The organism is Ignavibacteriales bacterium (genome assembly GCA_026390595.1).
Taxonomy (GTDB): Bacteria; Bacteroidota; Ignavibacteria; order UBA10030; family UBA10030; genus UBA9647.
Genome location: JAPLFQ010000015.1, coordinates 1 through 12,610 on the forward strand (window position 1 = coordinate 1; position 12,610 = coordinate 12,610).

Consider the following 12,610-nt stretch of genomic DNA (forward strand, 5'->3'; position numbering starts at 1 on the left):
ATACCGCGGGTCACGAAGACTTCGGGGTCGGTTGGATTCAGCTGAAGAGCCTTGTCGTAGCAGGTCAGCGCCTCCTCAGAGCGGTAAAGGTTGTTCAAAATCATCCCTTTACGCTGCCAGGCGTCGCTGCTGAAAGGCTCAAAGGAGAGTAAACGGTCAACGAAATGCAGGGCCTCTTCGAACTGGCCATGTTCGAAGTAGAATTGGATGATTTCCTCGAGGGCCTCGGTGTTGTTGATGTCCTTTTCGCCGTTTTTCAGCTGCTCACGGAAACGGCGAAGATCATCATCCGAACGGTCGTTGGGCCGAGGAAGATGCTCATCGTCATCAAAATTGTCGAGCCCTGCCATCGCGGGAGCGCCTCCAGCCTATTCTTGCCAATTAGAAATGAAATCCTTGGATCAATTAAGCGAAAATTGGAGTGGCAGTCAAGGAGTGCACAATGAATGCGCTTGGCGTTTTAGCGAACTCAAGCCTAGAGAGCTTTTTCCGATTGATTTTCGTACGTTCTTGGGGTATATTTAGCTCCTCAAAAGTGGTAAAATGCTAACGGAGAACGCAGAAATTGTGAGGAATCGCATACGGGAAGTCTGTTCCCGCTGCGGACGCAAACCCGAAGACGTTCTCCTTCTGGCAGTCTCCAAGACGTTTGGAATCGACCGCATCAGCGAGGCAATCAATGCGGGTCTTTTCGATTTCGGCGAGAATTACGCTCAGGAATTTGTGGAAAAATGCTCGCAGGTCAATGATGAGCGCGTCCGGTGGCATTTCATAGGCCACCTTCAAAGCAACAAAGTCAAATACATAGCCGACCACGTCCATCTTATTCATTCGCTGGACAACGACCGGCTCGCAGAAGAGCTTCAGAAAAGAGCTGAGAAGTCGGGACGCCCTTTCGACGTTCTCGTGGAAGTGCATACCACTGACGAGGCAACGAAATTCGGTATTCCGCCTCGCGAGACACTGGATCTCGTCAAGCGAATTGCCAGATTCGGCCACGTGAGAGTTCAGGGATTGATGACGATGGGGCCGTTTTCTGACGACCCCGGCGATTCCCGCCCCTCGTTTCAACAACTCCGAGAGCTTCGGGACAGGATCGGGCGTGAAGGGATCGAAAACGTCTCCATGCGCCATCTCTCAATGGGCATGACTCACGACTATGAAGTTGCGATCGAAGAAGGTTCAACCATCGTGCGGATCGGGACGGCGATTTTCGGGGAGCGGACGTACGCGGTCTGAACAATCCGGCGAGTTCAACAACTGACGCAGGCCAGTCACCACTCGTTTCCGGAAGAAATGATCTGGCTCGATTGTCAGGGTCATTGACTTTCGTTGACAGTTTTGGCGGTATTGCTTGCCCTGATGTATTCGGGGCTTTGCCTGAACGCTTCTTTTGACCGGGGCGGATGGCCTGTTCTTACTATGCGCTGCTTCGGCTACAGAACCACCATCTCTCACTCTATGAAAGGTCGAGAGAATGAAGATTACACCGCTTGACATCAAAAGGCAGCAGTTCAAAAAGGTGATGCGGGGATATGACCCTGTTGAAGTGGATACCTTTCTCGACATGCTCTCGCACGAGCTCGAAGATGTTGTTGGCCGGAACAAAGAGTTCAGGGACAAGCTGATCGAGTTGGAGACGCAGCTCAAAGGTTACAAGGATATGGAAAGGACCCTGCAGCAGACTCTTCGGCAGGCCCAGGAGACGAGCGGCAAGGAGATAGAGAATTCGCGCAAAGAAGCCACGCTGATTGTGCAGGAAGCCGAACTCAAGGCGTCTCAGATTGTCGACAAGGCGCGGACGGATTTCGGCCGCATGAAGGAAGAGATCGCGAACCTCAAGGCGCGCAAAGAGAGCATCCTCAGCAGACTGAAAGTGCTTCTCAGATCAGAGATCGATCTCATCAAGGCTCTGGAAATCGATGACGATCCTTCGCAGCAGGATTCTTCCAGAGGAACCGGCAAAGAGAACCTTGAGATTGATGAGATACTGAAGAAACTCTGACCCATGCCCAGCGAGCTTCGCACACATATTGACGAAACGGTCCAATTCATCCGGACGAAGACTGCATCGACTCCAAGCATCGGCATTATTCTGGGGACCGGCCTCGGAGCCCTTGTCCAGGAGATTGAAAAAGAGACCGTCATCGACTACGGCGACATACCGCATTTCCCTGTCTCAACAGTCGAATCGCATCACGGCAAACTGATTTTCGGAACCCTCGCCGGCAAGAAGGTCGTCGCAATGCAGGGACGCTTTCACTACTACGAGGGATACGCGATGTCCCGGATTACGTTTCCGGTCCGCGTGATGAAATTCCTCGGCGTGGAGACGGTGCTCATCTCGAATGCTGCCGGTGCGCTCAACCCGGCCTACGTGCGCGGTGATGTGATGCTGATGTCCGATCACATCAATCTGCTCGGTGACAACCCGCTGATCGGTCCCAACGACGATTCGCTCGGCCCCCGGTTCCCTGATATGTCGGAACCGTACAGCTATGAGTTGATACACAAGGCGGAGGCGATCGCGGCTGAGCTTGGCATCAAGGTTCAAACAGGCGTGTATGTGGCGATGACGGGCCCGAACCTCGAAACGAGATCAGAATATCGCTTCCTTCGCATGATCGGCGCCGACGCCGTCGGTATGTCGACGATCCCTGAGAACATCGTTGCGGTCCATATGGGGATGAGAGTCTTCGGTGTTTCCATAGTCACGGACGAGTGTTTCCCGGACACACTGAAGCCGATCACGCTCGAAGAGGTCATAGCCGTTGCAAACAAAGCCGAACCAAAGATGACGGCGATCATGAAGGAGCTGGTGAAAAGGATGTAACGAGTTAGGACTTCGAAGTCTGGAGTTCCAGGTTGGCTGAACCAAACTTGGAACTTGGAACTTGAAACTTTCTTTGACCTCCCCCGATCCTTGCGAGCCTCGTCTTGAGCGTTCTGCTGAGAAGAATTCTATGGCTCATCCCCGCGGGCGGGAAGAAGTAGTCCATTTCTGATCACGTATCCAATGCGGTCACTCGAATGCCGTTCAAGCAACTGACAGACAAAATCAATTATCATTCGCTCGAAAGCGAAATACTGAGATTCTGGGACGACCGGCGTGTCTTCGAACAGAGTGTCACCTCACGCGAAGGGCAACCGGCCTTCACGTTTTACGAGGGGCCTCCGACCGCCAACGGCCGACCCGGCATCCACCATGTCATGAGCCGCACGCTGAAAGATCTGGTGTGCCGCTTCAAGACGATGCAGGGATTCCAGGTACATCGAAAGGCGGGTTGGGACACCCACGGTCTTCCGGTCGAGATCGAAGTCGAGAAAGCCCTTGGCTTCAAGAACAAAGATCAGATCGTCGAATATGGCATCGCGAAGTTCAACGAGGAATGCAAGAAGTCCGTCTGGAAATACAAAGTGGATTGGGAAGAGATGACCCGCATGATGGGCTACTGGGTCGATCTCGCTCATCCGTACGTCACGTTCGAAAACAACTATATCGAATCGGTTTGGTGGGCGCTCAAACAGTACTTTGACAAGGGACTGATCTACAAAGGATACAAGATCCAGCCGTACTGTCCCCGCTGTGAAACTCCGCTTTCCTCTCACGAAGTTTCTCTCGGCTACAAGGACGTGAAAGATCCGTCCGTGTATGTGAAAATGAAGGTGAAGGGGGAGCCCGAGGGGGTCTATTTCCTGGTTTGGACCACTACACCATGGACCCTGATCTCGAATGTCGCCCTCGCCGTTCATGCAGATATCGACTATGTGAAAGTTGAGCACCGCGGCGAAAAACTGATTCTCGCCGAAGCGCGGCTGAGTGTGCTTGGGGACGAATACACCGTCCTCGAAAAATTCAAGGGCTCCGCTCTGGCGGGCAAGGAATATGAGCGCCTGTACGAATATCACCATCCAAATGAAAAGGGATGGTACGTGATCGAAGGCGAATTTGTCACGACGGAAGATGGTTCGGGCATTGTGCACATCGCACCGGCATATGGTGAAGATGACTACCAGATAGGCCGGAAGTACGGCCTCCCGACAATCCATCCTGTCGACAAGTCGGGCGAGTTCGGTCCCGAGGTCACTCCCTGGGCGCACAAGTTCGTCAAGGATGCAGACCCTGAAATCATCGCCGAGCTCAAGCATCGCGGCCTGCTCTATAAGAAAGAATCGCACCTCCACAGCTATCCGCATTGCTGGCGGTGCTCCTCGCCGCTCCTCTATTATGCACGTGAATCGTGGTACATCCGCACGACCTCCTACGCACAGAGGATGATCGATCTCAACAACACCATCCGGTGGATCCCCCCTGAAGTTGGCTCGGGTCGGTTTGGCAATTGGCTCGAGGAAAACAAGGACTGGGCGCTCTCGCGCGACCGGTTCTGGGGAACGCCTCTCCCGGTCTGGGTCTGCGAAGGATGCGGCAAACAGAAGTGCGTTGGAAGCGTGGAGGAATTGAAGGAAGGAAAGAATGTCCCCGAGCCGTTGGATCTCCACAAACCATATGTCGATGGCGTAACGTTCGTCTGCAAGGATTGCGGCGGAACCATGAAGCGCACGCCCGAGCTCATCGACGTCTGGTTCGACTCCGGTTCCATGCCGTTTGCCCAGTGGCACTATCCGTTCGAGCACAAAGACGTCTTCGAAAAGAGCTACCCGTCCGACTTCATCTCCGAAGGCATCGATCAGACGCGCGGCTGGTTCTACACGCTTCATTCGATCGGCACGTTCTTGTTCGACAAACCGGCATACAAGAACGTGCTGGTGAACGAGCTCATTCTGGACAAACAGGGACAGAAGATGTCCAAGTCCAAGAAGAACTCCGTCGATCCGTTCGAGTTGCTGAAAAAGTACGGCGCAGATGCCACCCGGTGGTATCTTGTCGCCAACAGCCCGGTCTGGCGGCCGACGCTCTTTGACGAAGAGGGGATCGCAGAGGTTCAACGAAAGTTCTTCAGCACGCTCGTCAACACGTATGCATTTTTCGCCCTCTACGCGAACGTCGACCAGTTCGAGTTCACGGAAGCGCCGATCCCGCCCTCCGAGCGGGCCGAGATTGACCAGTGGATCCTGTCAGAACTGAATTCGCTGATCAAAAACTACGTGCAGTGGATGAACGACTACGATGTCACTCGTGCTGCGCGTGCGCTCAGTGACTTCACGATCGATCAGCTTTCCAATTGGTATGTGCGACGCAACCGCCGGCGTTTCTGGAAGAGCGAAAAAGGAAAAGACAAGACGGCCGCGTATCAGACACTCTATGAATGTATGTCGGCGGTCTCGAAGCTGATGGCGCCGTTTGCGCCGTTCCTGGCGGAAGAACTGCACCAGAACCTCAATGCGGTGGCAAAGCAGGGGGCACCCGAATCGGTGCATCTGTGCTCATTGCCTGCGGCTGATGAGAGCGTTATCAACAGGGTACTCGAGCAGCGAATGGAACGAGCGATCAAGATCGTCGGGCTCGTGCGGGCCATGCGCATGAAGTCCAATCTTAAAGTACGCCAGCCGCTCAAGAAGATCATCATTCCGGTTTCAAGCGAGCAGGACCGCACAGTCATCCAACAGATGGAAGACGTGATCCTTGAAGAGATCAACGTGAAGCAGATCGAGTATGTCACCGATGACTCGGGCATCGTCCGCAAGAAATCAAAGCCGAACTTCCGTTCGCTCGGCCAGAAGTTCGGAAAAACAGTTCAACCGATTGCCGCACGCATCCGGGAGTTCACGTCGCAGGAGATCAGTCAACTCGAGCGCGAAGGGTCGATGACGCTTCCCGTCAATGGGGTCGAGTACACCATTGGCAGGGATGACATCGAAATTCTTCACGAGGACCTCAAAGGATGGATGGTGGAATCCGACGGGTCGATGACTGTTGCCCTCGATACCGAGCTGGACGAGGAGTTGATCAGTGAAGGGCTGGCTCGCGAGTTCGTCAATCGCGTGCAGAATATGCGCAAAGATGCAGGGTTCGAAGTGACAGACCGCATCAAAATATACTATCGATCGACTGAGCGATTGGCAAACGCCCTGGACCGGCTGTCGGACTACGTGAGGCAGGAAACGCTTGCGACTGTAGTGTCAAATGCCCCGCCCGCTGCGGTCACGCTTGTAGACGCAGATATCAACGGGGAGGCGGCTTCGATAGGGATTGAGAAGAGTATTGACTCTTAAGAATTAACTACACAAGTTTGCACGTTCTACAGTGGCACCCTGTTGGTGTTGTCCGCTGTGAAGCAAACAACCAACAGCACTCATAACGGAGGAGATCGGACATGGCGAAGAAAATCACAACCAAGAAAGCTGCACCAAAGCCAGCGACCAAGAGCAAGGTGAAGGTCGTCGCGAAGGCGAAGCCGCCTGTGAAGCCGAAAGCAAAGCCGGCGCCCGCAAAAGCACCTGCCGCTCCCCGTGGATTTTCGAAAACTGAATTGGCTCACTTCAAGGGGCTCATTACCGAGAAGCGAAAGGAAATCCTCGAGGAACTTGAGACGCTCAAAGCGAGCATGATGGATGTTCAGACAGGGGAATACGTGACCGAGAATTCCACCTACTCACTTCACATGGAGCAGGGGACGGACACGATGGAGCGCGAGAAGACATTCTTGTTCGCCTCCCGCGAAGGGAAATTTCTAAACTACCTTGACGATGCCCTCAAGAGAATCGAAAAAGGGGATTATGGTTTCTGTCTCGATTGTGCAAGTTTGATTGACAAGGAGCGGCTTGAAGCGGTCCCTCATGCCCAGCTCTGCATCAAGTGTAAACTCAAACGCGGGCGATAGTCGGCGGCATTCCCTCATCATCAGTTTTTGAAGGCTATCGATAATGCGCGTTTTGTATTTGACGGGAATAGTCGTCCTGCTGGACCAGGTCACCAAACTTCTGATCAAGGGATTCGATGTCCCGATTCTCAACCTCTACCATGCCGGCATTGCTCTCGGCGCAAGCTATCCGATATTCGGAGATTTTCTCCGCCTGACGTTCATCGAGAATCCAGGGATGGCCTTCGGGATCGATGTTGGCGGAAAGCTGTTCCTCACCATCTTCTCCATTTTCGCGAGCATCGGCATCTTCATCTACCTGTACAAGATTCGCGGCGAGGCATTGGTCATCCGCCTTGCACTGGCGCTCATTCTCGGCGGAGCGATCGGCAATCTCATCGACCGCGTATTCTACGGTGTTGTCTTCGGTGAAGGGGCCCTGTTCTACGGCAAGGTCGTCGATTTCATCGATGTCGATTTCTTCAACGTCGACCTGCTCGGATTTCATCTCAACCGGTTCCCTGTCTTCAACCTCGCCGATTCATCCGTCTCTGTAGGCGTTGTGATGCTTCTCATGTTCCATCGTCGGTTCACGGAGGCTGAGCAGCCGCAGAAGTCATCGGAAGACCCATCGCCAAATCCGGATGCCCCGGCAGGGGTTCCTGTACCCGTCGCCAACGATCCGCACGCCGTGACCAGCAGGAGCGAAGGTTTCCAGAATACTACGTCCTAATATGGCAGTTTCTGCCAAAACTACTCCCCCTGCATCCTCCGACTCGGAAGAGCTCGAGAAGATTCGCATTGTTGTTCCTGCAAAGCAGTCCAGAGAACGTCTTGACGTCTATCTGACGCATCAGATCCAAAATGCCACGCGCAGCAAGGTCAGGAGCGGCATCGATGCCGGATTTGTCCTTGTCAACGGCAAGAAGGTGAAGGCGAGTCATCCCGTCGCCCCTGGCGAGATTATCGATATTACCCTTCAGCATCCGCCTCGTCCTGAGGCAAAAGCCGAGAACATTCCTCTCACCATTGTCTTTGAAGATGACCAGCTCCTTATTGTGAACAAGCCGGCCGGTATGGTCACGCATCCCGCTTACAGCAACTACACGGGCACGCTTGTCAATGCGTTGCTCCATCACTGCAATTCGCTTTCGACCATCAATACCGAAACACGCCCTGGTATCGTTCATCGATTGGATAAGGACACAACCGGGCTTATGGTTGTGGCGAAGAATGATGTCGCCCATCACCTGCTTGCGAAGCAGTTCGCGTCCAGGACGATCTCGCGGGAGTATTGGGCAATCGTGTGGGGGATTTTTAAGCAGCCGAAGGGGACGATCGAAGCCAGCCTCGGAAGAAGCAAGAAAGATCGTAAGAAGGTTGCTGTTACGGCAGCGGGCAAGCATGCCGTAACGGACTATGAGGTCATCAAGGCATTTGATTTTCTGTCCCTCATTCGGTTGAAGTTGCGGACGGGGCGCACGCACCAAATCCGTGTTCATTTGGCGCATGTCGGACACCCGGTTTTTGGGGATCCGACGTACGGTGGCCGCAGTCATCAGTGGGGTGGACTCGAGGGGAAGAAGGCGCACCATGCGCAGAATTTGCTGAAGCTCATCGGCCGTCAGGCTCTCCATGCAAAGACCATCGGGTTTATCCATCCCTCAAGCAAGGAACAGGTTGAATTCGATTCCGATGTGCCCGAAGACATGCAAGAGATACTGAAACTGCTCTCGCGTTGATCTCCAGTCCCCCCGAAAAATAGCAACGGCGCCCGATCTTCTGGACGCCGTTGCTGCATGATAAAGAGTCCTCTTCACTCAGTCTCTTCTTCTTCCGCCTTCTCTCCGGTTCTGCTCACTTCCTCTGGGCCTCTCTTCCTTTTTGCCTGGTGCCGGCTGTGGTTCAACACGTGTTCTTGGAGCCGGAGTTTCGTGACGCTGTTCGCGCTGTGGCCGCTCTGGTATGACGACTCGTCGTTCCTGCTGTTGTGGAGACTGTTCCCGCCGCAAGGAGGGAGCTCGATCAGCTTTTCGGCTCTGCAGTTCGCGGCGCTCTACGGTCGGACCTTGCGGCAATTGATTCCTTCGTTCGATGCGGGGCTGTTGTACGGGTTCTTCACGCCGTGGCGGCGTCTCCGGACGTTGAATGCGTTCTGGCGGAGGCTCGTTCCCTTCTCTCGTCACTGTCCGGCCGCGATCCGGTTCTCGCGGCTCGAATGTCCGACCCGATTCCCGGGGTGGCCGTTCGATCTTCTGCAGGTCGAGTGAGGACCCGCGGTCAAGTCTGCGCGCTTCGATGCGCTCGGGGGTCCGACCTGTCCCTGATCGATCCGGGCGATACACATCGATCCTGTCCTCGTTCCTGCCCCGAACGATTCTCTCACCGATATTATTCGTTTCTCTGACTTCCGTTCTTGCGATGCGGGTATTTCCTCCTCGCCGCTCCACGATACCCTTATCGATACCTCTATTGATGATGCGGTCGCCGTCAACGTCATACCGTCCGCCTGTTCGAGTGGAACCGATCAGCCGTCTCGTGTGCTCAATCGGGACTAGCTCACGTGTGACATGCGGAGAACCGAAGTGACGGTACCGGACAAAACTCCAATAGTGGTACGGAGCGAACCAGCGCATCGTGAACCGGATTCCAGCGTGGAAGCTGAAGCTGGCATACGGAGGTAACGGCGCCCACCCGATGTAATCATCATTGTACCGCCATTCGACCCATGAAGGTCCCCAGGTCCGATCGGGAATCCATATCCATCCGTAGTAGTCATCATTGTACCAACGCCCATAGTGGAAAACAGCCCAGCCGAAGGGCTCGTCAGAAAGCCAGTACCAGCCGTAATCCGTCCAAGCCCAATGGCCGAACATATAAGGTCGCCAGCCATATCGGACGTGAGTTGGCCGCCACGCATAGAAGCCGGCATCCATCTCGAGCCACTCCCCATACGGTGCAAGATCGCCGTAGAAAGATCCGGCATCACCGAAGGATGCAGAGCCGCGAACAGGGAAATCCTTCGGATTGGGGGATCCGGCATGTGCCGGTGTCGTGAGTGCTCCGAGAATGAGAAGGGTCATCAATAGGTTTTTCATGGCTCGCCTCGCATAGTTTAGTGCTCTTTCCGCCACATTTGGTTCAAGCTGCGTGCCATCAACGAAATGCGTCTTCGGAGTGTAAAATGGCCATCGATCAACAATTCCTGTCCTAATCACACACCAACCCGTTGGCTGGACAGTACACTCTCTTTCGCATTTTCGCCATCTTGAATACTTCGGCAAAATACGTCATCTTCCTCGCACGATCGAAGTTTCCGAGGCAGCAAATCAAGAATGGATTTCTGAAAAGGATGATTATGAAATATCCGCTCTTTAGAAGACTTGCTCGTTTGTCCATCTGTGGGTTGATCCTTCTCTCACCGGTGGAAGCCCAATGGCAGTCGATTGGGGATCTTGACACATTTGTGAGAGAAACAAACGGCGTGATACTCAGAGCCGGACCGACGGTCATTCGTGTGACCGCACTAACGCCGGATCTCATCCGGATTCGTGTGGCTGCACAAGGGACTTTCGTGCCTGATCAGTCATGGGCAGTCGTGAAGAACGATTGGGGAAGCGTCCGCGTTGACGTGCGAGATTCGGGCGATGCGCTCAGTCTGGAAACCGGGGAGGTGGTGGTGCGGATCAGAAAGAAACCGCTGAGGATGACAATCCTTGACCGGAACGGAACCGTTCTCAACAAAGACGATGATGAACGCGGGATTTCGTGGAGCGGCAAGTCCGTGCGTGTCTGGAAATCCATGCCACAGTCGGAGGAGTACTATGGTCTTGGGGAGAAGGCCGGCGCGTTCGATCGCAAGTACAGACACGTGACGATGTGGAATACCGACATTCCCGCGTACAAGGCCGACACGGATCCTCTGTACCAATCGATACCCTTCTTCTATGGCATCAACCGCGGAAAAGCGTACGGGATCTTCTTCGACAACTCATATTGGTCCTCGTTTGACATGGGGAAGGATTCCCCGGATCGGTACTCTTTCGGAGCAGAAGGCGGCGAGATGAACTACTATTTCTTTGCCGGACAAACGCCCAGGAAGATCCTCGAACGATTTACGGAACTCGTCGGCCGGATGCCGCTGCCGCCGCGATGGTCCCTCGGATACCAGCAGTGCCGATGGAGCTACTTTCCGGAAAGCCGCGTGCGCAAACTCGCGGCAGACTTCCGTGAGAAGAAGATCCCCTGCGACGTGCTCTATCTTGACATCGACTATATGGAAGGGTTCAGGATCTTCACGTGGAGCAAAAAGAACTTTCCTGATCCAAAGAAAATGATCTCGGATCTCTCCGGCGACGGGTTCAAGGTTGTGACCATTGTTGACCCGGGCATCAAGGTCGACTCGACGTACTCGGCGTTTATCACCGGAAGTGCGGGAGACAATTTTCTGAAATACCCTGATGGGAGATTGTATACGGGGAAGGTATGGCCGGGTGTTTGCGCGTTTCCCGATTTCTCGAGCGCTCTGGCGAGGGAGTGGTGGGGAAAGAACCTCGACGCGCTTGCTGGTGTCGGAGTGCGGGGATTCTGGAATGACATGAACGAGCCCTCGGTGTTTGACGTCCCGACCAAGACGATCGATCTCGAGGTGATCCATGACGACAACGGTCTACGAACTCCACATTCGAAGAACCACAATCTTTATGGGCTGCAAATGACACAGGCAACATACGATGGGGCGAAATCGTTGAAGCCAACGGAGCGGCCGTTTGTCCTCACCCGGGCGTCGTACGCCGGCGGACAACGATTCTCGGCAGCGTGGACGGGGGATAACATTGCTTCGTGGGAGCATCTCCAGATGGCAGTTCCGATGATGCTGGGCCTCAGCATCTCGGGCCAGCCTTTTGTCGGAACTGATATCGGGGGATTCGTGGACAGCCCGGACGGCGAGCTCTACACGCGCTGGTTGCAGCTGGGGATCTTTTCACCGCTGATGCGGACTCATACGGCCTGGGATACCAAAGACCAGGAGCCATGGTCCTACGGACCAGAGTTTGAAGCGATCAACAAACGGTCGATCGAGCTCCGATACGAACTCCTTCCCTACATCTACAATGCGATGAAGGAGGCGTCCACATCGGGTATCCCGCCGCTGCGCCCCCTCGTGTTCGATTATCCTGACGACGGCAACTTCACATTCAATGCGACGGAATTCATGTTTGGCGGCGGGCTTCTCGTTGCACCTGTCCTCTGGCCCGGCGTTCGCGACCGATCGATAACACTGCCGAAGGGAGAGTGGTACGACTACTGGTCCGGAACGCACTATCAGGGCGGGAGCCGCGTTGACGTGAAAGCCCAGATGGACAGGATCCCGATATTCGCAAGAGCCGGGGCCGTGATTCCCACGCAGCAGGTTCTTCAGTATTCAGATCAGGCCCCCATCGATCCTCTGACTCTGAGCGTGTTTCTTGCTGACACAGCGCGGTATGAATACTATGAGGATGACGGTCATACCTTCGAGTATGAGAAGGGAGTCTTCGCGAAGAGGATGATTCAGCTTACCAGGAAGGAAGGCGCAACGACACTGGTCATGGGTGAAGTGAAGGGAAGCTACCGAATCCCCGATCGATCTCTTGTTGTGCGGCTCGTAGGCGTTGATGTACAGCCTTCTGTGATGAGATTGTCTGGAGCGACGATTCCGAAGGTTCTGGCTCTTGAGTCGGTTGAGAAGGGGTGGAGGTACGACGCAGCTGCAAAGTGTGTCTGGTTAAAGATGCCCGAGGTGAGGGCTGAGATGATCATTGTCGTTCAGTAACAGGTGTGACCAAGCCGCCAAAACACCTGGCCCT

At 54.4% G+C, this 12,610-nt stretch carries 10 protein-coding genes; 8 read left to right on the plus strand and 2 right to left on the minus strand.

What is annotated here, in order from left to right:
* On the minus strand, window positions 1-350 hold a 350-nt coding region (locus NTU47_05970), incomplete at its 3' end, for a tetratricopeptide repeat protein (GenBank protein ID MCX6133345.1).
* Window positions 351-543: 193 nt separating this feature from the next.
* Between NTU47_05970 and NTU47_05975 the strand changes: the two genes are divergently transcribed.
* From NTU47_05975 to NTU47_06005, 7 genes are all read left to right on the plus strand, one after another.
* The gene (locus tag NTU47_05975; GenBank protein ID MCX6133346.1) at window positions 544-1,239 is read left to right on the plus strand and encodes a YggS family pyridoxal phosphate-dependent enzyme; all 696 of its coding nucleotides are present in this window, start codon (window positions 544-546) and stop codon (window positions 1,237-1,239) included.
* Window positions 1,240-1,477: 238 nt separating this feature from the next.
* Window positions 1,478-2,005 carry a DivIVA domain-containing protein gene (locus NTU47_05980; protein MCX6133347.1) on the plus strand — a complete coding sequence of 176 codons (528 nt, stop codon included), beginning with the start codon at window positions 1,478-1,480 and terminating at the stop codon, window positions 2,003-2,005.
* Between the two features lie 3 nt (window positions 2,006-2,008).
* On the plus strand, window positions 2,009-2,833 hold the full coding sequence (locus NTU47_05985; GenBank protein MCX6133348.1) for a purine-nucleoside phosphorylase: 825 nt from the start codon (window positions 2,009-2,011) through the stop codon (window positions 2,831-2,833).
* Between the two features lie 197 nt (window positions 2,834-3,030).
* Complete coding sequence (ileS, locus tag NTU47_05990; GenBank protein ID MCX6133349.1) at window positions 3,031-6,174, plus strand: isoleucine--tRNA ligase; 3,144 nt, start codon at window positions 3,031-3,033, stop codon at window positions 6,172-6,174.
* A gap of 101 nt (window positions 6,175-6,275) precedes the next feature.
* Window positions 6,276-6,782 (plus strand): TraR/DksA C4-type zinc finger protein, encoded by a 507-nt coding sequence (locus NTU47_05995; protein MCX6133350.1) that lies wholly within the window; start codon window positions 6,276-6,278, stop codon window positions 6,780-6,782.
* A gap of 43 nt (window positions 6,783-6,825) precedes the next feature.
* Window positions 6,826-7,494, plus strand: a complete 669-nt coding sequence (lspA, locus tag NTU47_06000) for a signal peptidase II (GenBank protein ID MCX6133351.1) — start codon at window positions 6,826-6,828, stop codon at window positions 7,492-7,494.
* A 1-nt stretch (window position 7,495) separates the two neighbouring features.
* Complete coding sequence (locus tag NTU47_06005) at window positions 7,496-8,503, plus strand: RluA family pseudouridine synthase (protein ID MCX6133352.1); 1,008 nt, start codon at window positions 7,496-7,498, stop codon at window positions 8,501-8,503.
* A gap of 78 nt (window positions 8,504-8,581) precedes the next feature.
* Here the strand turns inward: NTU47_06005 and NTU47_06010 are convergent, their stop codons facing one another.
* Window positions 8,582-9,859: a hypothetical protein gene (locus NTU47_06010; protein MCX6133353.1), complete on the minus strand. Its 1,278-nt coding sequence runs from the start codon at window positions 9,857-9,859 to the stop codon at window positions 8,582-8,584.
* Between the two features lie 260 nt (window positions 9,860-10,119).
* Between NTU47_06010 and NTU47_06015 the strand changes: the two genes are divergently transcribed.
* A complete protein-coding gene (locus tag NTU47_06015) occupies window positions 10,120-12,576 on the plus strand; it encodes a DUF4968 domain-containing protein (protein ID MCX6133354.1) in 2,457 nt (818 codons plus the stop codon).
* Window positions 12,577-12,610 lie beyond the last annotated feature (34 nt).